This is a genomic window from Streptomyces sp. NPDC007983, from assembly GCF_042958345.1.
Taxonomy (GTDB): Bacteria; Actinomycetota; Actinomycetes; order Streptomycetales; family Streptomycetaceae; genus Streptomyces.
In genome coordinates this window covers 60,106-83,750 of the sequence record NZ_JBIBJI010000027.1, presented here as the reverse complement: position 1 = coordinate 83,750, position 23,645 = coordinate 60,106, and the positions used below count along the sequence as shown (strand labels likewise).

Below are 23,645 nucleotides of genomic sequence, written 5' to 3'. Positions count from 1 at the left end.
TCGGCCCACGAGGCCCAGTAGCGGTCCTCCCGCACCAGGGTGGAGCCGACGTCGAACGCCACCACATCGATCACGACGCGCCCTCCCCCGCCCCCTTCTCCTGCGCCCAGTCCGCGTACCGGACCCGCTCGATCTCCAGCACCTCGCCGACCGTCCCCCACTCGTTCTTCCCCAGCCGCGCCAGCGGCCGCAGCCTGCCGACCTCCGGATGCCCGTCGACCATCACCCCGGCATCGACGGCGGCATGCACCACCCGCCCGAACACCACGGTCGAGTCCCCCAACAGCACGGTGCTGTGCAGCTCGCACTCCAACGCCACCGGCGACTCCGCCACCCGCGGCGGCCTCACCCGCACACTGTCCTCCCGCGCCACCCCCACGGCCTCGAACTCGCTCACCCCCCGCGGAAAGTCCGTAGCCGTCCCATTGATCGTCTCGAACATCCGCTCCGGCGCGAGGTTCACCACGAACTCCCCGGTCTCCTCCACATTGCGCAGCGAGTCCTTCCGCCCGACGGAGGTGAACTGCACGACGGGCGGGGACACGCAGGCGACGGTGAAGAAGGAGTGCGGTGCCAGATTCGGTGCCAGCGTGTCCGGGTTGATGGTGGACACCCAGGCGATCGGCCGGGGCACGACGACCGAGGTCAGCAGCTTGTAGAAGGGGTTCCGGCCGACGGTCTCAGGATCAAAGTCGATACGCATACGGCCCAGTATCCGCAACCCCGAGAGCCGCCCCAACGACGCCCCGCAGCCTCACCCAACCCCTGAGTGCCACGGAAGCTGCCCGGTGCCGGAAAGACACGAGCACCCGGAGCTGAGCACCACCGGCTCCGCCGGACCCACTCATGCCGACCGTCAACAGATGACACCAATCCGGGCTACTATGATCACTCGTGGAGTCGAAGGAGGGTTAAGCCGTGTCTGGTCAGGCGCTTTCCAGTCTCACCCGCTCGACAACCCTCCGGGAGCGCGCGCTCGTGGCACTGCGCACGGCCATCACCACCGGCCAGTACCAGCCCGGCGACCACCTCGGAGAAGTAGAGATCGCCGAGCACCTGTCGGTGAGCCGCGGCACGGTACGCGAAGCCCTGCGCCACCTCCAGCAGGAAGGCCTCGTCACCGCGGGAGCACGTGGCATGCTGCGCGTGTCCCAGCTGACCCCGACCGAGGTCCGGGAACTCTTCCAGGTCCGGGAAGCGCTGGAAGGACTCGCGGTGGCACAGATCATCGCGTCACCGCGCAGGCAGGACGCGGCCGAGGCCCTGCGCAAGGCCCTGGAAAAGCTCCAGGAGGCCTTCGCGTCAGGCGCGGATCTGGCCTCCAAGGTCGAGGCCGATCTCGGCTTCCACCTCCTGCTGTGCGAGCTGTCCGGCAACTCGGTACTCCTCAAGACCTGGCGGCAGCTCGAGGGACCGATGCGCGTGGTGATCATGAGCGCCGCCAGTGAACGTCGCGACGTGGCCATGTCCGCGACGGCCCACGAGCCCATCGCCGACGCGATCGCCCGCGGAGACGCCACGGCGGCCCAAGAGATCCTGCACGCGCACATGACCTCCGCGATCGAGCAACTGGGCATCGAACGCGAAGGCACTCGCGACACCGCCCGGTGACCCGCTGCGGATCCTGCCGCGCAGTGACGTGGGGTGTGTCCGGTACGAGGCCCTGGGGCCGCTCGCCCCCGGGCTCGGGTCCCAGAGGTGAGCGAACGACCCCGAAGTGTCCTCAGTGCAGGTGGGATCCGCCGTTGACGTCGTAGGTGACGCCGGTGAGGTAACCGGATTCGGGCCGGGACAGGAAGGCGATGACGTCGGCCACGTCGTCGACGCTGCCGATACGACGCACGGGGACGTCCGCGATCATGGCGGCCTTGCGGTCGTCGTCCAGCTTGCCCTGAGTGATGTCGGTGTCGATCAGGCCGGGGGCGACAGAGTTGACCGTGACCCCGGCGGGCCCGAGTTCGCGGGCGAGCGCCTTGGCGAAGCCGAGCAGGGCGGCCTTGGCCGCCGAGTAGGCCACTCCCCCGAAGACGCCCCCGCCGCGCTCGGCCGACACGGAGGAGAGGAAGACAATGCGGCCGAACCCGCGCTCGGCCATGCCCGCGGCCACCCGATGGGTGACCAGGTAGCTGCCGCGGACGTTCACCTCGAAGATCTTGTCCCACTCGGCGGGCGTGACATCGAGGAAACGAGTCGGCGAGGTGATGCCCGCGTTGTTGACGAGGGCACCGATCGGCGGGAGTCCCGCCTCGGTCTGCGTGATCGCCGCGTCGACCGCGTCGGCGTCGGTGACGTCCGCCGCCAGGCCCAACGCCTGTACGCCGTGTCGGGCGGCGACCTCCCGGGCGGTGTCCTCGGCGGCCTCCTTGTCCAGGTCGAGGACGGCGATGTGGTAGCCGGCGGCGGCCAGCGCGTGCGCGGTGGCGCGCCCGATGCCGCGACGGGAGCCCGCCCCGGTGACGACGGCGGTGTGGGGGGTTTGATCGCTGGCCATGCGGTGCTCCTGAGGGGTGGATGAGGGAGGGGATGAGGGAGTGAGCGCAGATGTCGCGCGCGGGTCAGAGTTCGCGGCGGACGCGTTCCTTGATCGCCGCGACGGAGAGGCCGTAGCGATCGTGGAGGGTGGGCAGTGCGCCCGCGGCGAGGAACTCGTCGGGCAGCCCGATCGGGACGATGCGGGCCGTCTGCTGGGCGAAGGCCAGGCTGGACGCCACGGACTCGGCGAGACCTCCGACGACACTGTGGTTCTCAAGGGTCACCACGAGGCGCCCCGTGCCGGCCTCCCGCAGCACCGTCTCGCGGTCGAACGGCTTGATCGTCGGCACGTGCAGGACGGCGACATCGACATGGTCGGCTTCGAGTTCCGCCGCCGCGCTCAGGGCCCGTACCGTCATCAGACCGGTCGAGATGAACAGCACGTCACGGCCACCACGCAGCTGCGCCGCCTTGCCGAGTTCGAACCGGTAGTCGTACTCGTCCAGGACGGTGGGCACCGCCCCACGCAGCAGTCGTGTGTAGGTGGGGCCGGGGTGCGCGGCCAGTGCCGGGACGGCCTGTTCGATGTCGACGGAGTCCGCGGGGTCCACGATCGTCAGGCCGGGCATGCCACGCAGGATGGCCAGGTCCTCGGTCGCCTGGTGGCTGGGCCCGTAGCCGGTGGTCAGTCCGGGCAGCGCGCCGACGACGTTGACGTTGAGCCGCGGCTCGGCGATGTCCAGGCACAGGAAGTCGTAGGCGCGGCGGGTGGCGAAGACGGAGTAGGTGGAGGCGAACGGGGTCAGGCCCACCTCGGCCAGTCCCGCCGCCGCGCCCAGCATCACCTGTTCCGCCATGCCCATCTGGAAGAAGCGGTCGGGGTGGGCCTCGCGGAAGACGTGCATGTCGGTGTACTTCGCCAGGTCCGCCGAGAGCCCGACCACATCGGGGCGTTCCTCGGCGAGCCGTGCCAGGGCGTGCCCGAAGGGGGCCTTCGTGGTGCGCTGTCCTTCTTCCGCGATCGAGGCGATCATCGCGGAAGTGGTGAGCCTCCGCTTGGGGGCCTCGGTCGGCGTGGGTGCGGCCTCAGTCGGCGCGGAGTTGTTCATCGAGCGAGTCCCTCTCCGTGGGTGGTTGCGCGGCCGGAGTCGGTCCCGATCCGGTGACGTTCGGTCAACTCATCGCGTGCTGCCTGCCATTCGTGCTCCTCCACCCGCATGAAGTGCGCCTTCTCCCGGGTCTCCAGCATCGGCACACCGCACCCGATCCTGGTGTCGCAGATGAGCACAGCAGGTGATCCGCGGTGTTCCCGCAGGCGGTCGAAGGCCGCGACGAGCGCGTCGATGTCGTTGCCGTCCACGCGGATCGCATGCCAGCCGAACGCCTCCCACTTGGCCCTGACCGGCTCGGTGCGCAGCACGCCCTTGGTCGGGCCGTCGGCCTGGAGGGCGTTGACATCGACGATGGCGGTGACGTTGTCCAGCCCGTGATGGGCGCAGGCCAGCGCCGCCTCCCAGGTGGAGCCCTCGTCGAGTTCGCCGTCGGAGAGCAGGTTGTACACGCAGGCGTCACTGCCCTGGTGGCGCAGGCCGAGGGCCATGCCGGTCGCCACGCCCAGACCGTGCCCCAGGGAGCCACCGGAGATCTCCATGCCGGGGGTGTACGAGGCCATACCCGACATGGGCAGACGCGAGTCGTCACTGCCGTAGGTGGCGAGTTCGCCGACGTCCAGCACACCCGCCTCGGCGAGCGCCGCGTACAGCGCGATCGCGTAGTGCCCGATCGACAGCAGGAACCTGTCGCGCTGCGGCCATTCCGGCTCGTGGGGACGGTGGTTGAGGACGTCCTGGTAGACGACGGCCAGGACGTCGGCCACACCCAGCGCCTGTCCGATGTAGCCCTGCCCCTGGGTCTCCCCCATGTCCAGCGCGTGCATACGGATGCGGTAGGCGGATTCCTTCACAGCGCGCACCCGCTCGGCGGGCGACACCCCCGCCGCGGGGGTGGCCTGAGTGGTCATCGTAGATATCCTCTTTCCTTCTCTCGGTGGGCGGCCTTGAGGGCTCAGTGGGCGGCCTTGAGCGCGGGTTCGGCGGACGCCGTCACGGCTCGGTCGGCCTCCCGGCGCTCCGGCTCGCCCCATGTCTCGCGCGTCACCAGCGTTGCCACGAAGCCCAGCAGGCCGTAGCAGGTGAACAGCACCGCGGGGCCGATCCACCCGGCGCCGGAGTACAGCGCGGTGGCGATCATGGGCGTGAACCCGGAGACCACCGCGGACAGTTGATAGGCCAGGGACGTTCCGGCGGTGCGGGTCTTGGTGGCGAACAGCTCGCAGAACCAGGCCCCCTGAACACCGGCCAGGCAGTTCTGGCAGACGGCGTAACTGATCAGGAAGGCGACCATGACCAGTGCCGCGGTCCCGGTGTTGACGAACAGGAACAGCGGGATGCCCCAGACGACGCTCACCGCGCAGCCGAACAGGTAGACCGGGCGGCGACCGACTCGGTCCGACAGGCGGCCCCAGAGCGTGGTGGCCGCGATACCGAGGGCCGCGGCCGTCACCAGCGCGGTGAGGGTGGTGGTGCTCGACACGTCGGGGGCGTCGCCGTCGTCCAGGTAGGACAGGACGAAGGTGACCGAGACGGCGTATCCCGCGGTCTCCGTGGTCCGCAGGCAGAAGGCCCGCAGAAGGTTGCGCCAGTCCTCGCGGATTACTGTGAGCAGCGGGTTCTTGACGAGTCCGCCGGACTCCTTGACCTCCTCGAACTGGGGCGATTCGTCGATCTTGAGCCGGATGAAGATGCCCACGGCGATCAGGACGGCGCTGAGCAGGAACGGCACGCGCCAGGCCCAGTTGTCGTCCAGTGTGTGCCGGCTCAACAGGAACGCGAGGTTGGCGAGCAGCAGTCCCACCGGGAAGCCGGCTTGTGTGATGCCCGTGTACAGGCCGCGCCGTCGCCATGGAGCATGCTCGAAGGTCATCAGGATGGCGCCGCCCCATTCGGCGCCGAAGGCGAGGCCCTGGATCACGCGGACGGCCACCAGCAGGACCGGAGCCCAGACCCCGACCATCTGGTAGGTGGGCAGACAGCCGATCAGCACGGTCGCGATGCCCATCAGCAGCAGGGATCCGACCAATACGGGCTTGCGGCCGACGCGGTCCCCGAGGTGACCGGCGACGATACCGCCCAGAGGCCGGGCGGCGAAGCCGATCCCCAGCGTCGCGAAGGACAGCAGGGTCGCCGACAGCGGGTCGGAGTCGGGGAAGAACACGTCGCCGAAGTAGAGCGCCGCGGCCGTGCCGAAGCCGATGAAGTCGTATGTCTCGATGGTCGCGCCGACCCCGCATCCGACGGCGACCCTCAGCCGTTCGGGCGACCCGTGCGCCGCCTGTTGCGGCGCTCCGGACTCAGCCATGCCGATCCTCCTCGATCGTAAGCGGGTCATCTGCCCCAGACGATGCCGACTATTGTCTGTTGACAGTCAACATTGAGAGAGATGCTGCGGCGGCGATGAGGTGCTGTCAACCCATCCGGCGAAGACCCGCGTCATCTACTCGGGTAGCGCGCTGCCGGGGCCCACTCGCAGGGGTGCCTCGGCGTCAGGCAATTCGAACAGGGGCGGCTCACCAGTCACCGCGTCGGCCACCGGCGTCGGCCGGTCGAGTACCCGGACGGCGTCCCCGATTATGGCCGTCAGCAGGGCCTGGTCGTCGATGTCGGTCAACGGCACCCGGTCCGCCACGGTGCGTCCGTCCCGCAGCACGATGGCGACGTCGGCCACCTCGCGGATCTCCCGGAAGCGGTGACTGACCAGCACGACGCCCAACCCCGTCGGCGGACAGCCCGCGCAGCACGGTGAACAACCGCTCCGCCTGCGGCCGGTGCAGCAAGGCGGTGGGTTCGTCCAGGAGGAGCAACCGGGAGCCCTGCGCGAGCCCGCGGGCGATCTCCACCATCTGCCGGCGGTCCAGCGGGAGGTCGCCGGCCCGGGCGTCCAGGTCGATGACGGCGTGCCGGCCCAGGGAGGCCAGTGCCGCGCGGGTGGCTGTCTATGAGGTACGGCCGCCGAGGGTGCGGCCCTGCGGCGGCGGCTGCCGCCGCCCTCTCGCGACCGATGTCGTGGATCGCCTCGGCGCGATCCGGCGACTCCCTGGAGCTGACCACCACCACTACCACCGCCGCGCCCAAGGTCACGAACTCCCCGAATCCGACGGCACGACAGCCGAGCACACTCAGAGACACGGCCTTGACCAGTAACGATAACGAACTGCGAGGGGAGCACCAGCCCCCGAGGGCATGCCTCACGACATCTCGTCGTGCTCCGGATGCGCTTCCAGTCCCCGGATTCCCAGATCGACGAGCTGCTCGGCAAGAGCGTCGTTGAGCGGGCTGACTCCAAAGAGGAGGTGGAAGTAGATCGGCGCGTAGAACAACTGGGCTGCCGCGCTCGGGTCGAGGTCGGACCGGAAAACGCCTTCGTCGATGCCCCGGCGCATCAACTTCTCGACGGCCGCCGCGCGTTCGTTCCAGAAACGTGTGCGGAAGTCGGCCATCGTCTCGGGGTCGTATTGCCCCTCGGCGACGATTTGGGAGACCAGCTTGCCTTGTGGGCCGGCGTAGCGAGAGATCAGCGACTTGAGGTGCACCAGGAGAGCCTCGCGCACCGGTACCCCTTCGGGGATTCGGGTGTGTGCAAGGTGGCTCTCCATGAAGGCGTCGATGACGACTGCGGCCTTGCTCGGCCACCACCGGTAGATCGTCACCTTGCTGACCTTGGCCCGCTTGGCGATCGCCTCCATGGTCAGTTTCTGCACCGTGATGGCACGGCGTCCGTCACGGACAAGGAGGTCCATGGTCGCGTCGAGAATCGCTCGACGACTCGATTCGCTTCGTACAGCCACAGAGCCAAATTACCCCACGTGTGCCCGCAGGCCCCTTCTCCAACAGGGCTCACCAGCGGGGCACACCGGGCGAAGCATACGAAACGTATCGGACCGAGAGCCCCTGGCTCGGTGTGCTCCCCTCCCCTCCGGCCCACGTCACGTCGGCAGCGAGGGCCTCCGGGGAGGAACATGCGCCGGACGACGGCGGTCGGCGCGTCGACCGAACGCCCAGGCGATCACCGTGGACACGCCGAGTGCCAGACCGAGGACGCATACTCCGGTCCACGCCCCGGCTCCGTAGGCCGCGCTGGTGAGCCCGGAGCCGATGGCACCTCCGACGAAGTATGCCGTCATGTAGGCAGAGTTGACGCGACTCGGCGCATCGGTCGCCAACTGGTAGATCCGGCTCTGGTTGGTGACCTGGAGCCCCTGGACGGCCAGGGTGAAGGTCGCGCCACCGATGATGACAGGCGCGATGTGGCGGCTGCCGAAGAACAGAACCACCCACGACAGAGCGAGCAGAAGACAGCTGAGCGTGGTCACCAGACTGCCGCGCCCCCGATCGGCGAGCGTACCGACGGGCCGAGCGGCCAGGCTGCCGATCGCGCCGAGCAACCCGAACAGGCCGATAGTGCCGACCGAGTAGTGGTAGGGGGGTCCGCTGAGCAGCATCGTCAGGGCGGTGTACAGCACCGAGAAGCCGGCGAAGCTGAGGCCCCCGATCAACATCCGCACCCGCAAGGCCGGCTCACTGGCCACGATCCGGACCGTGGAGACCAGAAGTGCGCCGTAGCTGAGGCGCACGGTGGGCGCGACCACAGGCATGCGCAGCCGCAGGACCAGCGCGATCAGGGCCATGGCCACGGCAGCCGTACCGTAGACGGTGCGCCAGCCGGCGAGATCGGCCAGGTACCCGGCCACGGTGCGGGCGAGCACCGAGCCCAGCAACAGCCCCATCGAGAGGGTGCCGACCACCCGGCCGCGATGGTCTGCCGGCGCAAGTTCGGTCGCGAACGGGATCAGTACCTGCGCGGTGGACGCTCCGACCCCCGCGGCGGCAGCAGCAGCCAGGAACAGCGGTGTGGCAGTGGCGATTGCCATCACTCCCAGCGCGACCGCCGTCGCCAGCGACATCAGCGGCACGAACGTCGCACGGTTGACGAGGTCACCGAGCGGCAGCAGGAACAGCAGGCCCACCGCGTAGCCCACCTGCGTCAGTGTGATCAGGAGCGCCGCGGTGGACGGCGACGTGTGCAGCCCGCGCGCGATGGCGTCGAGCAGCGGCTGCCCGTAGTAGAGGTTGGCCACGCACAAACCCGTGGCCGTGGCCAGGAGCCCCACGAGCCCGCGTCCCATCTGCGTGCTGTGCTGCCGGCAGGAGTCGGCCTGGACACCGAAAGACATGGTTCTCCTCATGGAGGCGGGGCGGCAGCCGAGTGGTCCCGGGCAGGCTGTGGGCCGGTGTACCGGCCCACCCGCAGCCGAGTGCGCAGGAGCGCCGACGCCCGCACCGTGGAAGCTCACGGGCGCAAAGGGGCCGGCCCGCCGGTTCCATCGCGTCAGCGATACGCCCGACGGGCCGGGACGTCACCGCTACGTGCAGAGTGTGCGCTGGGTGCCGAGTCCGGTGATCTCGCACTCCATCACGTCGCCCGGCCGTAGGAAGCGGCCGTAGTGCGAGCCGTTCCCCTGCGGCGAGCCGGTGATGAGCATGTCGCCCGGCTGGAGGACCATGCGGTGCGAGGCGTACGAGATCAGGGCGGGGATGTCGAAGATCATGTCACCCGTGTTGCCCTTCTGCATGACCTCTCCGTTGAGCCGCAGCGTGATGTCCAGGTCGTGTGGATCGGACACGAAGCGCGCCGGGACGACGTAGGGGCCCGTGGGATAGAAGCCGGGCTGGTTCTTCGACCGCATCCAGTCGGTGCCCATCATCGGGATATCCGGGCGCGGCACCAGGCTGCGCGTCGTCAGGTCGTTGCAGATGGTGTACCCGGCGACGACGGACATGGCCTCCTCGCGGCTCACGTCGCGCGCCTCACGCCCGATGATCACGCCCAGTTCGAGCTCCCAGTCGTGATTCTCGCCAAGGGAGGGGAGGACGATGTGGTCGTACGGGCCGTTGATCGCGGACGGGGCTCCGATCCAGACGTACGGTTCGCCGTTCGCGCGGCGTTCGTCGATCTCCCGTGCAGCCTGCTCGCGCAGTTCGTCCTCCGTGGCGTCCGCCTTGCCCAGGCGGTGCGCGACCGTGATCTGGATGACGTGCTCGCGGTAGTTGGCTCCGGCGGCGATGATCTGGCCGGGCGGCTGCACAGGGGGAAGGACTCGCAGGTCGCCGACCGGCAGCCCCATTCCCTGGGGCTCGTTCGCGAGGGCCTGCAACGCCTCGAGCGAGGCGTTCCAGTCGGCCAGCAGGTCCCGAGTGCCGGCAGCCTCTGGAAGGACGGTCCGGGTGTTGTACACCCTGCCGTCCACGACGATGCCGGGGAACGGACTGCCGGATTTTCCGGCGAACGTTCCCAGCGAGAAGGACGTGTTGCTCATGGTTTCCTCGTAATCTCCGGTGAAGGCGGCCGAACGCGGTGGGCGGAGCGGGCTGTCCTGCCGGTGAGCAGGACAGCCCGCTCCCATGACTCACACAGGGGGTGCGGCGAAGAGGCCGCGGTCGGGGTCGTTGAACATCTCCCGGGAGACGAAGTCGTTCATCGGGTTCGACGTCCCCCACTGATCCGAGGTCTCCGGATCCTCCGTGGAATACAGATGCGGATGCCAGGAGTCCTCGTCCAGCGTCTCCAGTTCCGTCGTGTACTCCATCGTGTTCCCGTTCGGATCATGGAAGTACGTGAACGTGTTGTCCCCCGCCCGATGCCGCCCCGGCCCCCATACCTTGTGGACCCCGTCGCGCATCAGCCGACCGCTGCCCCGCATGTACTCATCCAGCCCCCGCATCTCGAACGAGGCATGATGGAGCGACACATGCGGACATCGCGCGATCGCCATACTGTGATGCTGCGGATTGCACCGCAGAAACCACATGATCCCGCCCAGCCGGGGATGCACATTCGTGTCCGTCAGCCGGAAATCCAGATACCTCTCGTACCACGCCAGCAGCTTCTCCGGCTCCGGCGAGTTCAGCACCACGTGCGACAGCCGAACCGGAATGTCCTCACGCTCCTCGATCCGCCGGTGCTGCCGCGCCGCCACTTCGGTCGAGACCTCGACCGTGCGGCCCTCCACATCGAAGAACCGGAAACCGTAGCCCCCACCCGGCGTCTGCAACACGTCCGGCTCCCCCACGAGGCGCACCCCGTCCGACGCCAGCCGCTCCGCCAGCGCATCCACCGACTCCCGGTCCGCCGCCCCGTAGGACACCAGATCCAGCCGCTTCTCCTGCGACCGCCGCACCCGGATCACATACTGCTCCGGCGATCCCTCCGCCGCGAAATACGTGACATCTCCGTCGGAACCGACCTTCGTCAGCCCCCATTTCTCCTCGTAGAAGGCAACCTGCTTCTCATAATCCTGAACGGCGATATCCACATGCCGCAGATGAGTAATCGGACGATCATGCATGACAAACTCCCGCATCGGTGAAAGGTTCGCTGCTGCGTAAAGTCAGCACTGAGCAGCGGTCTCTTCTGTCCGCGTCATCTGGCGACGGGGCTCGCGCCCATTCCCGAGGGGAAGCAGGCCGAGCAGTCCTTCGACCTCGGCGGGCGTCCGCGCCGTCCCCAGCACATAACGATCGGGACGCACCAGCACGGCCGACGACTCGACCGCACCAAGCAGTTCACGGATGTGCCGCGGAGAGCTCAGGACAGCGATCTCCGGCTCGTCCTCCAAAACCGTACGTACCGAAGCGGGCAGTCCGGCCAGCAGTTCAGGCGTCACGGCAAGCAGGAACCGGCTTCCGACGATGTCATCGAGACGCTGCCCGTCGGGCAGCGTCGGCTGCGCCGAGATCCGTCCGGCGTGCGGGTCGGCCTGGCCGAGGTGCAGTCCCGGCCCCAGCGCGGGCGCCGGCGGCGGACACACGGCCTCGGGATCGGCGCGGCAATGAGCGTCCCGCCGGGCGGCGATCGCGGGGTCGGTGGTCTGGACGAGATTGGCCATCGTCGCCGCTTTGTTGACCCAGTACCAGGCATGCGGCCGACGCTCGGACTCATAAGTGTCGAGCAGGGACTCAGGCGCCCTCCCCTGCGCAACGAGACGGATCTTCCAGGCCAGATTGGCCACGTCCCGCATGCCCGCACACAGCCCCTGGCCGAACAGGGGCGGTGCCTGGTGAGCCGCATCTCCCGCGAGGAACACGTTGCCGATCCGCCATGTGTCGGCGACGCGGGCCCGGAAAGTGTAGATCGAGCGTCGATCGGGCGTGAAGTTCTCAGGCGTGAGGAGGCCTTTGCTGAGCCGGGCGATGCCCTCGGGGCTGATGATCTCGTCCGGGTCGTCGTCGGGGAGAACCTTGAGCTCGATGCGCGCCCGGTCACCTGGGAGCCTGAGCCAGAGCGCGGGGCGGCTGTGGCGGCCGAGGGCCACCATGTCGCCCTCGATGTCGACCGTTCCGTGCAGGCGTCCGTCGACGACGAGCCACGGGTCGTCGACGCCGAGGTTCTCAAGGGAAATCCCGGACGCCTCACGGACCGTGGAGTTGGCGCCGTCGCAGGCGATCACCCAGCGTGCCGTGAGTGTCCGCTGCGTCCCCTCTGGTGTCTCGACTCGGCAGTGGACTCCCTCGGTGTCCTCCTCGATCTCCAGTAGCTTGGTGCCAAGGCGCAGTTCAACATCGGGGAGCCGCTCGACCTCCGCGCGCAGAAGTGCGTCGATCTCCGGCTGATGGAACAGATTCTCGCCAGGCCATGCCTGGGGTCCCCACTCCCCCGTGACATGGGACAAGAGCGTCTCGCCGGTTTCGTTCTCCATGCGGTAGTGGCGCATGGGAGTGGTCAGGCCGGAGACCTGCGAGGCCAGTCCTATCGGCTGGAACGAGCGCATGGCCTCGGCGTCGAAGTGCACGGCCCGCGCCTGCTTCCACATCTCCGGCCACTGCTCGATACCCACCGCTTGCACGCCGGCGTGGCCCAGCTCCACCAGGGTCTTCACCCCAACCGGTCCGCCACCGACGACCAGGACTTCGAAATCTCGGGACATCAAAACTCTCTCCAGGACTCACGTACTCGGCCGTACCGCTTTTCACTTGTGCGCTCCGCGCGCGGACCTGCCGGTCCGGCGTCACCGGATGTGCGCCCCCTCCTCGGAGCCTGCTTCGATGCAGCCGGAGTGCCGTGGTCACGCAGCCACTCGACGGACCGGCTGTTCAGGAAGCAGGTGCCGACACTGCGACGATCGCGGGCCCGGAACAGGCAAGCAGTCATGGACCAAGCTCCAGACCGAGCGGACCGCTGTCGTACAGGTCCTCCACCCTCGGCGCGGGATCGGGCAGCATGTCCAGCTCCCGCCGCATCGACACGATCCGCTCGAGCCCCGCGCGAACAGGAACCAGCGACACCGGACACGTACGCAACGCCGCCCGAGCCGCCCCAGTCCCGTAGCCACCCCGCGCCAGCACCTCCAGCGCCTGCTCCCGCGGAGCACCGGACAACCACCTGCGGGCCGCCTCCAACGCCCCGAGATAGCGCGACAGCCGTTCCCCGTCGTGCAGTGCGGCAGCCCCGGCCACCACACCCTGTCCGGGAAAGTCAGGCATCTCTTCCACCACCGAGATCAGCTCCACCAGCCCCTCTCGGATAGCCAGTTCATCCAGCGGCGGGCCCAACAAGGTGGCGTCCACGGTCCCCTCGCGCAGGGCCTCGAAGCGCTCACGCACCCCACCCACCGGCACCCACTCGCAATCGGCGGACTCCAATCCGCGCCGGGCCAGAAGTCGGCGGAGCACGACTGCGAAACCGTTGTCCACGGCGTCGACACCCAGCCTCGCGCCCCGCAAGTCCGGGACCTCCTCCATCGACGACCGCGCCACCAGCCGAAGCGGCGTCGTCGACTCCACCTGCGCCACCACCCGCAGCTCACCGCCACCCCGGTTCCACACCAGCAAGTTGTCCACGGCCGTCACACCCACATCGACATCCCCGCCGACCAGCCGATCCCGCTGATCCGACGACGACTCGATCAACACCGTCTCGACCTCGACACCGGCATCAGCGAACAACCCCAGCTCATCGGCCACGACGCTGACAGCAGGCGGAACGAACACCGCCTGTCGCAAACACACCGTCATCCGGCGCTCCTCTCCTCCACGAGGTGCGCTTCACCCTAGCATTCGATACGGAACGTTTCGAATCGCAGCGCCGACAACTCTGCACTCTCCCGCGGCCGCATAACGCTCTTCAGATCGCATCACCCAGCAGATCAAGACGGATATTCGATGCGATACGTTTCGTTTGCCATAGAGCCTCTGATGAACGTCACGCGCACCGGAGCACGTTGTCGAAGCGGCCACGGAACCACCTCGTGTCGGGCAGGGCACGGCCCTTGGGGGCCGGGGGCCGCGCTCCTGCCGGTGACGCTCCTACCTGCTGAACTGCTGCACCGGGCTCCTGCCGGTCCCGCGCCGGGAAACCGTCAGGACACCTTCTCCAAGGCGCCCTGGCCGTCGAAGTAGAAGTCCTCTCCGACCATCAGACCGTCGCGAAAGGGGATGACGGAGGACGGATGAGCATGGACGAGTTTCGTTTCGATGGACGGGTGGCGATCGTGACCGGCGCGGGCAGCAACCCCGGGCTCGGGCGGTCGTACGCGCTGCTCCTGTCATCGAGGGGCGCCAAGGTCGTGGTCAACGACCTCGGTGCCGGACCCGACGGGCGCGGGCAGATCGGCCCCGGCGCCGAGGCAGTGGTCGACGAGATCCGCTCGGCCGGCGGCGAGGCCGTAGGCGACGGCCACTCCGTGGCCGAGCGCGACGGCGCGCGGGCGATCGTGGACACCGCCCTCGACACCTGGGGGCGTATCGACATCGTGATCAACAACGCCGGCATCGCACCGTTCGCGGCCTTCGACGAGATCACCGATCGGGACATCGAACGCGTCATCGGCGTACATCTCATGGGCCACATTTGGATGTGCCGCGCCGCGTGGCCGCACATGGCCGCCCAGAACTACGGGCGCTTCGTCAACGTCAGCTCGAGCGCCGCATGGGTGGGCCTGCCCACCCAGTCGATCTACGCCGCCGGCAAGCTCGGCGTCGTGGGCCTGACCCGCTCCCTGGCGGCCGAGGGAGCACAGCACGGGATCAAGGCGAACGTCATCTCGCCCTACGCCGACACCTTGGCACTGCGGACGATGCTCGCGTCGGCGAACAGCGAGCACAACCAGGCATCGGGGCAGACGCCCGAGGTGGTGGCCCCGGTCGCGGCATGGCTTGCCCATGAGGGCTGCACGGTCACCGGCAAGGTGCTCCAAGCAGCCGGAGGCGCCGTCAGCGAGGCCTACCTCGTCCACGGCGCAGAAACGGAGCCGAACCCACAGCTGCTCCCACTGAGGATCCTTCGCGACCGGGACCGCGGTGCCGCATCCATCGCCATGTTCATCTCGGCCGCCGGCATGTCCGGCGTCAACCTGTTCCTGACGTACTACCTCCAGCAGAGCCTCGGCTACTCGCCGGTCGAGACCGGCCTGGCCTTTCTGCCCGTGGTCGCCGCCGTCATGATCGCCTCGACACTGGCCACCAGCGTTCTGACACCGCGCTTCGGCCCGAAGCCGGTCGTCCCCATCGGCATGGCCCTGGCCGCTGCGGGCCTGGTCCGGCTGACCACGCTGGAGATCGACTCCACCTGCACCACCCACGTCCTGCCGCCGCTGCTCGTCTTCGGTGCGGGCCTGGGCCTGGTCATGGCGCCCTCGATGAGCGCCGCCACCTTCGGGATCGACCCGGCCGACGCCGGCGTCGGCTCCGCGAGCGTCAACACCATGCAGCAGGTCGGCGGCTCGATCGGCACCGCCCTGCTCAGCACCCTGGCCGCCAGTGCCGCCACCGACTACCTGGCGGGCAAGACTCCCACCCCGGATGTCATGGCCCAGTCCGCGCTGGAGAGCTACTCCACCGCCTACTGGTGGTCCGCCGCCTTCTTCGCCGTCGGCGCGATCGTCTGCGGCCTGCTCTTCCGCCGAGGCGCGCCCGAGCACGATCCCGACGCCGCGCCCACCGTCCACATGTGACCTCACCTCACCTCCCAGGATCCCCAGAAGGAAGGAGAAGAGATCGTCATGAACACACCCCGCGCTTTGATCGTCGGCATGGGCATCGGTGGCCTGGCCACGGCCATGCGCCTGAGCGAGATCGGCTGGGAGCCCGTCCTCGTCGAACGCGCCCCGGGCAGGCGCCCCGCCGGCTACTTCATCGGCCTGTTCGAGACCGGCCGGGCCACTGCGCAGCGAATGGGCGTGCTCGACGCCATCGGCAACCGGGCCGGCGCCGACAGCATCACCTACGACATCGAGCGGTCGGGCCGGCGCCGTCCCGGCATGGGATACGGCGACCTGCCCGGCGAACCCCGTCTGATCCTGCGCGGGGACATCGAGGCCGCCCTCTACGACGTTGTCGCTCCACACACCGAGATCCGCTACGGCACGACACCGATCGCCATCGACGAACACCCCGACGGAGTGGACGTCACGCTGCGCACCGACCAGGGCGACGGGGTCACCGAGACCACGGAGCGCTTCGACCTCATGGTGGGCGCCGACGGCCTGCGCTCCACGGTGCGCCGCCTGACCTTCGGCCCGGACCAGGAGTTCATGCGGCCGCTCAGCCACATCATCGGCGCCACCATCCTGAAGGAACCCGTGCCCGGCTACCGGCCCCAGGATGGCGTCGTCCTGGCCGAACCTGGCCGCTCCGCCTGGACGTTCCCCTTCACCGACCACCGGCCCGGGGTGCTGTTCAACTACCGCACCGACGACGATGACGCCCAGTTCCGCCGCCCGCCCATCGAGTCACTGCGCCGTGCCTTCGGCCCGGAACCGACCGGGCCCGTACTCGAGCACCTCCTCCAGCAGTTCGAGCAGGCCGACGACTATCTCTTCGACTCCGTCCATCAGGTCGAGATGCCGACCTGGCACACCGACCGCACCGTCCTGCTCGGCGGCTCCGCCTGGTGCCTCACCCTCTACTCCGGCATGGGCGCCTCCACCGCCCTGGCCGGAGCCGACCTGCTCGGCACCCTGCTGCAGCGCAACCCCGGCAACATTGCCCGGGCCCTGCGCGAATGGGACCAGCGGCTGCGCCCCTTCATCGACGTCCAGCAACGCGGCGGCCGTACGCAGGGCCTGACGATGTTCGTTCCTCAGAGCCGCCGGGACAAGGTCATACGCACCTTCACGCAGTCGCTGATGAGCCGTCCGGCCGGCAAACGCGTGATGAAGACCCTGGCCGCCCGGCAGTTCAAGGAGAAGTCCATCGACATCGCCGCGGTCTGACCGCGACGCCTCCCGAAGTCGGCGCCGCCGGTCCTCCAGGACGGCGATAGCCATCCCCGTAACCCCCGCAGGAGACACGATGACCGCAACGCACCCCACACTGATCAGTGCCGCCGACGAGCTCCCCGCCGACTCGTCCAACACGCTGGATTCCTGGTGGTTCACGGCCCGACTCCACGCCGGCGAGGCCGCCTTCTGGGTGAAGATCCACACGATGACCGTGCAGGGCACCTGCCACAGCACCGTCGCCCTGCTCCAGGAACCCGACGCCCACACCAGCGAGAAGCAGGCAGCCGAGAGCCTCGACGCCGTGTCGCTGTCCGCCGGCTCCCTCGGATTACGGACATCGATCCTTCAGATGAGCGGAGACCTCGACGACCTGGAGATCACCGGCGCCACGGATTCCGCGACGGTCCACCTCACCCTGCGGCGCGACGAGCCCGTGCTCTACAACGGCGGCTCCGGACTCTTTCCGCTCTTCGGCGGGACCTGCGGGCAGTTCGCATTGCCCGGCCTGACCACGTCGGGCACCATCACCGCCGACGGCACCACGTACCAGGTCAGCGGGCGCACCTGGTTCGACCGCCAGTGGGGTTCCGAGGGCACCGAGCCCCCGCGTTTCACCTGGCTCGGACTCGACCTCGGCGCGGGCCGGTACGTGAGCGTCTGGGTTACGACAGGCGACGGCACCTCCTGGCTCACCGAGCTCAAGGCCGACGGCACACACACGATCACCCGCGCCCAGCGCACCGATCACAACGGCGCCTGGAGGTTGACCATCCCCGGCCTCGACGCATCTCTCGAGATCACCCACCGCGGACTGCCGGACTCCCACGACGGCCTCTACGCCGGTGTGTGCTCCGTCACCGGAACGCTCGCGGGCGAAGACATCGCCGGACACGGTTACACGGACGTCATCGGGTAAGGCCCGCATCCCCGGACACACGATCCGCCGCTCCGGGGATGCGGCGAACCGTGTGGTGACCCACTCGGTCCGAGCTTGCGCCGCCCCACGTTCCTGCACACCAGGGTGCGCAGGCTCGGCGTTGCGTCAACCCGGCTCGCGGCCGGGAGATCCTGGCGCGTCCGGGTCGGCGGACGGCAGTCGGGGCGATGGATCAACTGAACGTCGCCATCTACCGCGCCACTGGAGGCCGGATCGGCGGCACCTGGCGTATAGGCAGCGCCTTCCCCGGCGGCGCGCCCGTCTGCCTGCTCACCACCAAGGGCCGTAAGACTGGGCAACTGCGCACCCCGCCGTTGCTGTGCCTGGTGGACGGCGATCGGGTGATCCTCGTGGCGTCACAGGGCGGCCTGCCGAAGCACCCGGAGCCATCCGGCGGTGGGGCAGGCGGGCGGCGTCCCGCGAAGTGAGGGGCGAGGGTGCGGACAACGGGCGGGGAGCGGGCCGGGAAGACGGATCGGCCGCCGTGACGGCTCATCAGGCCGCCGCGGTATGACCAGCACTTACGTAGTTGTCGGCACCTACAACCCCGTCAGCGGCCAGGGCCCAGCCGGTATACCTCCGTCGCCGTACTGACGAAGAGCTGGTTCCTCTCCTCGGCGCTGAATGCGGCTGTCAGTTCACTGAAGGCGGCGTAGAGCCGGGTGAAGCTCGAGTACAGGCTGTCCACCGGGAAGTTGCTGGCGAACATGGCGCGGTCGGGGCCGAATGCCTCGATCGCCCCCAGGACGATGGGCCGGATGGAATCGACGGTCCAGCCGTGGTCCTGTGTTCCGATGCCGGAGATCTTGCAGACGACGTTCTCGCATTGTGCGAGGCGGCGCATCTGCTCCCGCCAGTGGGCAAGACTGGGTTCGGCCCGGCTGATCGGCATACCGGCGTGATCGAGGATGATGCGTACCTCCGGAAAGGTGCGGGCGAGGACGACCGCCTGCTCCATCTGGTGCGGGTAGATCTGCAGGTCGAAGGAGAGGCCGAGTGCGGCCAGGCGGCCGAAGTTGGTCAGCCACGAGGGGTCTTCGATGATGTCGGGGCGGGACGTGTGTGTGTACACGGGGTCGGGGTGCCAGCTGAGGATCTGCCGGATCCCCCGCACCCCCGGCTGGGCAGCCTGCCACTCCAGGTCTTCCGTGGCGGAGTCGGCGAGCAGGTCGACTTTGGCCACCAGTGCGGAGGGAATGGGCGCGGACCGCATGACGCCGGCAAGCCACGCGGTCTCGCGGCGGGGGTCCGCCGCGCCGTTCTCGATGTGAACTGACCCGATCAGGTCGATGCCACCGACGTCATCCAGGTAGTCCGCCACGAGGTAGTCCCGGCGTATCGGCCTGTCGTCGCCATGGTAGGCAAAGCCCTGCTCGACTGGTCGTTCCAGCCACGGGTAGGAGTGCTGGGAGAGGTTGCACAGATGGTGGTGGGCGTCGACGACCGGGAAGTCCGGCAGTTGCTGTTCCGCTTCCCGGTGCGGGCCACCGCTCATGACGGTTCCCCGGTCTGGGTGCTCGCGATGGTTCGTATGAGGCCCGAGTGGTCGAGGTCGCCATCGCCCCCGGCCACCATCCTGCTGAACTGGCCGAGGAGCAACTCGGTCATCTCGGACGGCGCGCCGGCACTCTCCTCGGCCTCGCGCGCGAACATGAGGTCCTTGAGCTGGTTACGTGCGCTGCCGCCGCCGGTGAAGTCCCCGCGCAGCCAGGAGCCGCTCTTCTGCTTCAGTACCTCGGACGCGGCCAGGCCACCGGTGAGGGCGGCCAACAGATCGGCTCGCGACAGACCGTAGTGCTCGGCCAGGCAGAGCGCCTCGCACAGAGCCGCGATGGTTCCCGCCACCACGACTTGGTTGCACGCCTTGGCCAGCTGGCCCGAGCCGCTGGCCCCCATGTACACCACCGTCTCGGCGACAGCGGCGAATACCGGCGCGAGCGACTCGACGGTCTGCTGGTGGCCTCCCACCATCAGGCTCAGGGTTCCGCGCTCCGCGCCGGGGACGCCCCCGCTCATAGGAGCGTCGACGAGCCGGATCCGGTGTTCTCTCCACAGGTCCTCGGCGAGTGTCCGCACGGCGACGGGCGAGACGGTTCCGTGGACGACCAGGATCGGTTCCTCGACGCCGTTGCCGCGCCATCCTTCCAGGAGGCCGTCAGCACCAGGGAGCAACGCCTCGACCTGTGGTAGGTCGGGCAGCACGGTCAGCACCACGTCCCGGGCTGCTTCGGCGGGCGATGCGGCTTGTCGGGCCCCCAGGTCCACCGCCTGTGCGGCGCGTGCCGGCGTGCGGTTCCAGACGGTGAGCGTTTCCAGCCGGCGGACGAGATTCGCCGCCATCGGCGCCCCCATGGGTCCCAGGCCGAGAAGAGACACCGAGCGGCGGGGGCCGTGCGATGTCATCACCATCGCTGAAGGTCCTCGTAGTCACCGATCGTGATGAGGGCTCCGGGAGCCACGTCATCGAGCAACGTGCTCGCTTCGAAATGGAGCAGGTCGCGGCAGCGGTGCAGGTCCACCGGCACGTTCCGGCCGGGAACGGGGCTCCTTTCCACACCGGGGGCGTAACGGTCGAGCGCGCGCTCGGTGTCGTCACGCAGATAGGTACGAGGCGCGGTCACGAGGATGCCGGGCGTTGCCGGTGTGTCGTGCGTCAGCGCCGCGGCCACCGCGCGGGCGGCGTCGGCCACGTCCAGATAGGTCCAGCCTTCGCACGCGGCCCGCCGGGGATCGTCTCTCATCAGCAGGTCCAGGTGTTCGGCGAACCGCCGCCCCCCGTCGAGGGTGATGTCGCGTACGAGCGGGAAGCGGATTCCGGTGATGTTCATGGCTGTACGGCTGCCGATCTGCGCGGCGGCTTGCTCGTTGGCCTTTTTGGACAGCGAATAGGGGTCGGTGAAGTCCTCGACCGTCGACTCGCCGAAGGGGTACCGCTCGGGGAGCAACAGCCGGTCGTTGAGGGGAAGTCCGGTCGCGTTGATGCTCGATGCGTAGACCACTTTTCGGACACCGCACTCCGCGGCGATGGACAGCACCGCGTACGTGCCCACGGTGTTCACGGCATACGTCGTCACGTCGTCGGCGATGCGGGGGCCGGGAATGCCAGCGAGGTGCACCACCGCGTCCTGATCCCTCACCGCTCGGCGAATCGTCCCGGGGTCGGTCACGTCCCCCTCGATGACGTGCACGCGGGCGTCGAAGGCTCCGTCCCCGCGGTCCCGGTCCAGTACGGTGACGCTCGCGCCCGAGTCCACCAGTTGTCGCACTGTGGAGCGGCCGATGAGACCGGATCCGCCTGTCACGAGGATGCGCTCGAAGGTCACGGGGCGTCCGCTCCCACGGTCTCGCCCGCCGCCTTCTGTGGCTTCGCGCCGACCGGAGGCTCCGTTCGTCTTCCGCGCAGCAGGGGCCATCCCTTGGCGCCCTGGTCGAGGGCGACGGCGACGAGGACTACGGCACCGGTGACGATCTGTTCGTAGAAGCTCGGCACGTTCAGCAGCACGAGGCCGTTGGTGAGCGCACCGAGGATCAAGGCGCCGACGAGGGTGCCCGCGATGCGGCCTTCGCCACCCATCAGGTTCGCCCCGCCGATCACCGCCGCGGCGATCGCGGTCAGCAGGTAGGGGCTGCCGCCCTCAGGCTGTGCGGCGTTGATGCGTGCGACCAGGACGAGTCCGGCCACGCCTGCCAGCGCGCCGGAGAGACCGTAGACGCCGAGCTTTATACGGTCGACATGGATGCCCGACAGCCATGCGGTTTCCTGGCTGCCGCCGACGGCGATCACATTCTCGCCGAAGAGTGTCCGCCGCAGCAGGAGCCATGCCACGATGCCCAGGATCAGCACCAGGACCACCGCGATGGGTACGCCGCCGACGTAGCTGTTCAGCAGATAGACGAAGGACGAGGGGACGTTGTAGACGGGGTTGCCGTTCGTCACGACGTAGGCGCATCCCTGGAACACACTCATGGTGCCGAGCGTCGCGATGAACGGTGGGAGCTTCAGACCTGTGACCAGTACGCCGTTGACCAGTCCGCAGGCCGCGCCCACCACGAGGCCGATGAGGAGTCCCAGGAGCGGCGTGACGCCATGGTTGACCATCAGGTTGGCGCTGACGATGCCGACGAAGCTGGCGATGGAGCCGACGGAGAGATCGATGCCTCCGGTGATGATGACGAAGGTGACGCCCAGGCCGATGATCGCGTTGATGCACGCCGAGACCGCGACGTCGCGCAGGTTGCTCAACGCCAGGAAATCGGAGTTCAGCGCGCCGAGGAGGATGAAGATCGCCACTGCGGCGGTGTAGATCCCGAGCGCTTGCGCGCTGACGGCCGGAAGTTTGGTGCGTCCCCGCCTGGACGTGTGGTTCGGCTCAGTCATGGAACGCCTCCGTTTGGCCCATGGCGCTCGCCACGAGCCTGTGTTCTGTGATCTCGGCTCCCGTGTGCGCGGAGTTGAACCGGCCGGCACGCATCACCAGGACGCGGTCGCACAGGGTGATGAGCTCCGGAAGGTCCGAGGAAACGACCACGACCGCCTTGCCGGCACCGGCCAGCTCGTCGATGAACTTGTAGATCTCGTAGCGCCCGCCGACATCGACGCCCTTGGTGGGCTCGTCGAACAGATACACCGCCGAGTCCCGCCACATCCATTTGGCGATGACGAGCTTCTGCTGGTTGCCACCCGAGAACTGGCGTGCCTTCAGCTGGACATTGTCGGGACGTAGAGCCAGCGCACGGGCGGCGTCACGAGCGACGGACAGTTGCTTCTTCCGGCTGGTGAAGGGGCCGGCCCCGCCACCCAGCTCTCGCGTGGCCGTCATGGCTACGTTGGTGAAGGCGGGAAGCCCGAGCACGAGCCCCTGCCCCTTGCGGTCCTCCGGGATGAATGCGATTCCCGCGCGTCGGCTGTCACGCGGGCTGGAGATGTGGGTGCGACGGCCGTGGAGTTCAACGGTTCCGGAGCAGCCGGCATCCGCACGGATGACGGCCCGCAGGAACTCGGTTCGTCCCGATCCCACGAGGCCCGCGATGCCCAGTACCTCGCCCCGTCCGACGTCCATGGAGAGCGGGCCGACGCCGTGCGGATGGGTCACGTCCGTTGCGGAGAAGATCACCGGACTGTCCGCTCGGACAGGGTGCTTGCGTGTGAACTGGAGGAGTTGGCGGCCGACCATACGCCGCACGATCCCGTCCTGGTCCGTCTCCGTTATGGGGCTCCGGAAGGCCACCTTGCCATCCCGCAGTACCAGGACCGAGTCGGAGACGGCCATGACCTCGGGCAGTTTGTGCGACACGTAGAGGATGCCCACTCCCCGTTCGCGCGCGAGGGCGCGGATCCGGGTCAGCACGTGTTCGACGTTGTGCTCGAGCATGCTGGTGGTCGGCTCGTCCAGTGCGACGACCTTGGGGTCGAACGCGAAGGCGCGGGCGATCGTCAGGGCGTGCCGCTGCGCCGGGCTCAGCGTGGACAATCGTTTCTTCGGGCTCATGGGGAAGCCCATCAGGCGGACGTCGTCGAGTGCCCGGCCGACGATGTCGGTCATGTGGATCCGCTGTGCCCGTGGGCGGCCGAGCATCAGGTTCTGCGCGACCGTGAGCTGGGGTACCACCGCGGGCTCCTGGTGGGCGATCACCACGCCGTCGGCCAGTGCGGCACGCGGGCTGTACTCCTGGCGCGCGACGCCGTCGAGGACCACGGACCCGCTGTCGGGTGTCAGCGCTCCCCCGAGGACAGCCAGGAGTGTGCTCTTGCCGGCGCCGTTCTCTCCGGCGATCGAGCAGACCTCTCCCCGGCTGAGGTGGAAGGTCACACTGTCAAGGGCACGGACGCCCGGAAAGGACTTGGCTACATCATGGACTTCGAGGAGATGGGTTGCCATCTTCGTCGAACCTCCTGGTCATTCC

22 protein-coding genes are annotated in these 23,645 nt (G+C 68.6%); 5 read left to right on the top strand and 17 right to left on the bottom strand.

Annotation, left to right across the window (positions count from 1 at the left end):
- Window positions 1-70: 70 nt before the first annotated feature.
- Entirely contained in the window at window positions 71-703 is a 633-nt protein-coding gene (locus ACFZCY_RS41240; RefSeq protein WP_391185836.1) for a flavin reductase, read from the bottom strand.
- 275 nt (window positions 704-978) lie between these two features.
- Here ACFZCY_RS41240 and ACFZCY_RS41235 point away from each other — a divergent pair, with 275 nt between their 5' ends.
- Window positions 979-1,611, top strand: coding sequence for an FCD domain-containing protein (locus ACFZCY_RS41235; protein ID WP_391185833.1), 633 nt, complete (start codon window positions 979-981; stop codon window positions 1,609-1,611).
- Between the two features lie 112 nt (window positions 1,612-1,723).
- Here ACFZCY_RS41235 and ACFZCY_RS41230 read toward each other — a convergent pair whose 3' ends face one another.
- The 11 genes from ACFZCY_RS41230 to ACFZCY_RS41180 form a co-directional block, all read right to left on the bottom strand.
- Complete coding sequence (locus ACFZCY_RS41230) at window positions 1,724-2,491, bottom strand: SDR family oxidoreductase (RefSeq protein WP_391185830.1); 768 nt, start codon at window positions 2,489-2,491, stop codon at window positions 1,724-1,726.
- Between the two features lie 64 nt (window positions 2,492-2,555).
- The gene (locus tag ACFZCY_RS41225) at window positions 2,556-3,581 is read right to left on the bottom strand and encodes a transketolase C-terminal domain-containing protein (protein ID WP_391185828.1); all 1,026 of its coding nucleotides are present in this window, start codon (window positions 3,579-3,581) and stop codon (window positions 2,556-2,558) included.
- Entirely contained in the window at window positions 3,578-4,492 is a 915-nt protein-coding gene (locus ACFZCY_RS41220; RefSeq protein WP_391185825.1) for a transketolase, read from the bottom strand. The genes ACFZCY_RS41225 and ACFZCY_RS41220 overlap by 4 nt, the downstream gene beginning before the upstream one ends.
- A gap of 44 nt (window positions 4,493-4,536) precedes the next feature.
- The gene (locus ACFZCY_RS41215) at window positions 4,537-5,889 is read right to left on the bottom strand and encodes an MFS transporter (RefSeq protein WP_391185822.1); all 1,353 of its coding nucleotides are present in this window, start codon (window positions 5,887-5,889) and stop codon (window positions 4,537-4,539) included.
- Between the two features lie 135 nt (window positions 5,890-6,024).
- A complete protein-coding gene (locus ACFZCY_RS41210; protein ID WP_391185819.1) occupies window positions 6,025-6,291 on the bottom strand; it encodes a hypothetical protein in 267 nt (88 codons plus the stop codon).
- A gap of 484 nt (window positions 6,292-6,775) precedes the next feature.
- Window positions 6,776-7,375 (bottom strand): TetR/AcrR family transcriptional regulator C-terminal ligand-binding domain-containing protein, encoded by a 600-nt coding sequence (locus ACFZCY_RS41205; protein ID WP_391185816.1) that lies wholly within the window; start codon window positions 7,373-7,375, stop codon window positions 6,776-6,778.
- A 138-nt stretch (window positions 7,376-7,513) separates the two neighbouring features.
- A complete protein-coding gene (locus ACFZCY_RS41200) occupies window positions 7,514-8,761 on the bottom strand; it encodes an MFS transporter (RefSeq protein WP_391185813.1) in 1,248 nt (415 codons plus the stop codon).
- A gap of 189 nt (window positions 8,762-8,950) precedes the next feature.
- Complete coding sequence (locus ACFZCY_RS41195; RefSeq protein ID WP_391185811.1) at window positions 8,951-9,904, bottom strand: fumarylacetoacetate hydrolase family protein; 954 nt, start codon at window positions 9,902-9,904, stop codon at window positions 8,951-8,953.
- Between the two features lie 90 nt (window positions 9,905-9,994).
- Window positions 9,995-10,933 carry a VOC family protein gene (locus ACFZCY_RS41190; protein WP_391185843.1) on the bottom strand — a complete coding sequence of 313 codons (939 nt, stop codon included), beginning with the start codon at window positions 10,931-10,933 and terminating at the stop codon, window positions 9,995-9,997.
- Between the two features lie 42 nt (window positions 10,934-10,975).
- The gene (locus ACFZCY_RS41185; protein ID WP_391185808.1) at window positions 10,976-12,511 is read right to left on the bottom strand and encodes a bifunctional 3-(3-hydroxy-phenyl)propionate/3-hydroxycinnamic acid hydroxylase; all 1,536 of its coding nucleotides are present in this window, start codon (window positions 12,509-12,511) and stop codon (window positions 10,976-10,978) included.
- A 220-nt stretch (window positions 12,512-12,731) separates the two neighbouring features.
- Entirely contained in the window at window positions 12,732-13,598 is an 867-nt protein-coding gene (locus ACFZCY_RS41180) for an ABC transporter substrate-binding protein (RefSeq protein WP_391185805.1), read from the bottom strand.
- A gap of 440 nt (window positions 13,599-14,038) precedes the next feature.
- Between ACFZCY_RS41180 and ACFZCY_RS41175 the strand changes: the two genes are divergently transcribed.
- The 4 genes from ACFZCY_RS41175 to ACFZCY_RS41160 all read left to right on the top strand — a co-directional run bounded on the left by ACFZCY_RS41175 (window position 14,039) and on the right by ACFZCY_RS41160 (window position 18,169).
- Window positions 14,039-15,535, top strand: a complete 1,497-nt coding sequence (locus ACFZCY_RS41175; RefSeq protein ID WP_391185802.1) for an SDR family NAD(P)-dependent oxidoreductase — start codon at window positions 14,039-14,041, stop codon at window positions 15,533-15,535.
- Between the two features lie 48 nt (window positions 15,536-15,583).
- The gene (locus ACFZCY_RS41170) at window positions 15,584-16,795 is read left to right on the top strand and encodes an FAD-dependent monooxygenase (RefSeq protein ID WP_391185799.1); all 1,212 of its coding nucleotides are present in this window, start codon (window positions 15,584-15,586) and stop codon (window positions 16,793-16,795) included.
- A gap of 79 nt (window positions 16,796-16,874) precedes the next feature.
- Window positions 16,875-17,720, top strand: coding sequence for a lipocalin-like domain-containing protein (locus ACFZCY_RS41165; protein WP_391185795.1), 846 nt, complete (start codon window positions 16,875-16,877; stop codon window positions 17,718-17,720).
- A gap of 188 nt (window positions 17,721-17,908) precedes the next feature.
- Window positions 17,909-18,169, top strand: coding sequence for a nitroreductase/quinone reductase family protein (locus ACFZCY_RS41160; RefSeq protein WP_391185792.1), 261 nt, complete (start codon window positions 17,909-17,911; stop codon window positions 18,167-18,169).
- 122 nt (window positions 18,170-18,291) lie between these two features.
- Here ACFZCY_RS41160 and ACFZCY_RS41155 read toward each other — a convergent pair whose 3' ends face one another.
- From ACFZCY_RS41155 to ACFZCY_RS41135, 5 genes are read right to left on the bottom strand one after another with little or no spacing between them, the layout of a single operon-like run.
- Window positions 18,292-19,236 (bottom strand): amidohydrolase family protein, encoded by a 945-nt coding sequence (locus ACFZCY_RS41155; protein ID WP_391185789.1) that lies wholly within the window; start codon window positions 19,234-19,236, stop codon window positions 18,292-18,294.
- The gene (locus tag ACFZCY_RS41150; RefSeq protein ID WP_391185840.1) at window positions 19,233-20,144 is read right to left on the bottom strand and encodes an NAD(P)-binding domain-containing protein; all 912 of its coding nucleotides are present in this window, start codon (window positions 20,142-20,144) and stop codon (window positions 19,233-19,235) included. Before ACFZCY_RS41150 ends, ACFZCY_RS41155 begins: the two co-directional genes overlap by 4 nt.
- Window positions 20,144-21,064 carry an NAD-dependent epimerase/dehydratase family protein gene (locus ACFZCY_RS41145; RefSeq protein ID WP_391185786.1) on the bottom strand — a complete coding sequence of 307 codons (921 nt, stop codon included), beginning with the start codon at window positions 21,062-21,064 and terminating at the stop codon, window positions 20,144-20,146. The genes ACFZCY_RS41150 and ACFZCY_RS41145 overlap by 1 nt, the downstream gene beginning before the upstream one ends.
- Window positions 21,061-22,119, bottom strand: a complete 1,059-nt coding sequence (locus tag ACFZCY_RS41140; RefSeq protein ID WP_391185784.1) for an ABC transporter permease — start codon at window positions 22,117-22,119, stop codon at window positions 21,061-21,063. The genes ACFZCY_RS41145 and ACFZCY_RS41140 overlap by 4 nt, the downstream gene beginning before the upstream one ends.
- Entirely contained in the window at window positions 22,112-23,620 is a 1,509-nt protein-coding gene (locus tag ACFZCY_RS41135) for an ATP-binding cassette domain-containing protein (RefSeq protein WP_391185781.1), read from the bottom strand. The genes ACFZCY_RS41140 and ACFZCY_RS41135 overlap by 8 nt, the downstream gene beginning before the upstream one ends.
- Between the last annotated feature and the right edge of the window lie 25 nt (window positions 23,621-23,645).

What these genes read in the sequence shown, in the direction of transcription:
- ACFZCY_RS41240 (WP_391185836.1), bottom strand. Translation starts at nt 703, where the DNA reads ATGCGTATCGACTTTGATCCTGAGACCGTCGGCCGGAACCCCTTCTAC.
- ACFZCY_RS41230 (WP_391185830.1), bottom strand. Translation starts at nt 2,491, where the DNA reads ATGGCCAGCGATCAAACCCCCCACACCGCCGTCGTCACCGGGGCGGGC.
- ACFZCY_RS41225 (WP_391185828.1), bottom strand. Translation starts at nt 3,581, where the DNA reads ATGAACAACTCCGCGCCGACTGAGGCCGCACCCACGCCGACCGAGGCC.
- ACFZCY_RS41220 (WP_391185825.1), bottom strand. Translation starts at nt 4,492, where the DNA reads ATGACCACTCAGGCCACCCCCGCGGCGGGGGTGTCGCCCGCCGAGCGG.
- ACFZCY_RS41215 (WP_391185822.1), bottom strand. Translation starts at nt 5,889, where the DNA reads ATGGCTGAGTCCGGAGCGCCGCAACAGGCGGCGCACGGGTCGCCCGAA.
- ACFZCY_RS41200 (WP_391185813.1), bottom strand. Translation starts at nt 8,761, where the DNA reads ATGTCTTTCGGTGTCCAGGCCGACTCCTGCCGGCAGCACAGCACGCAG.
- ACFZCY_RS41195 (WP_391185811.1), bottom strand. Translation starts at nt 9,904, where the DNA reads ATGAGCAACACGTCCTTCTCGCTGGGAACGTTCGCCGGAAAATCCGGC.
- ACFZCY_RS41190 (WP_391185843.1), bottom strand. Translation starts at nt 10,933, where the DNA reads ATGCATGATCGTCCGATTACTCATCTGCGGCATGTGGATATCGCCGTT.
- ACFZCY_RS41185 (WP_391185808.1), bottom strand. Translation starts at nt 12,511, where the DNA reads ATGTCCCGAGATTTCGAAGTCCTGGTCGTCGGTGGCGGACCGGTTGGG.
- ACFZCY_RS41180 (WP_391185805.1), bottom strand. Translation starts at nt 13,598, where the DNA reads ATGACGGTGTGTTTGCGACAGGCGGTGTTCGTTCCGCCTGCTGTCAGC.
- ACFZCY_RS41175 (WP_391185802.1), top strand. Translation starts at nt 14,039, where the DNA reads ATGGACGAGTTTCGTTTCGATGGACGGGTGGCGATCGTGACCGGCGCG.
- ACFZCY_RS41170 (WP_391185799.1), top strand. Translation starts at nt 15,584, where the DNA reads ATGAACACACCCCGCGCTTTGATCGTCGGCATGGGCATCGGTGGCCTG.
- ACFZCY_RS41165 (WP_391185795.1), top strand. Translation starts at nt 16,875, where the DNA reads ATGACCGCAACGCACCCCACACTGATCAGTGCCGCCGACGAGCTCCCC.
- ACFZCY_RS41160 (WP_391185792.1), top strand. Translation starts at nt 17,909, where the DNA reads ATGGATCAACTGAACGTCGCCATCTACCGCGCCACTGGAGGCCGGATC.
- ACFZCY_RS41155 (WP_391185789.1), bottom strand. Translation starts at nt 19,236, where the DNA reads ATGAGCGGTGGCCCGCACCGGGAAGCGGAACAGCAACTGCCGGACTTC.
- ACFZCY_RS41150 (WP_391185840.1), bottom strand. Translation starts at nt 20,144, where the DNA reads ATGACATCGCACGGCCCCCGCCGCTCGGTGTCTCTTCTCGGCCTGGGA.
- ACFZCY_RS41140 (WP_391185784.1), bottom strand. Translation starts at nt 22,119, where the DNA reads ATGACTGAGCCGAACCACACGTCCAGGCGGGGACGCACCAAACTTCCG.
- ACFZCY_RS41135 (WP_391185781.1), bottom strand. Translation starts at nt 23,620, where the DNA reads ATGGCAACCCATCTCCTCGAAGTCCATGATGTAGCCAAGTCCTTTCCG.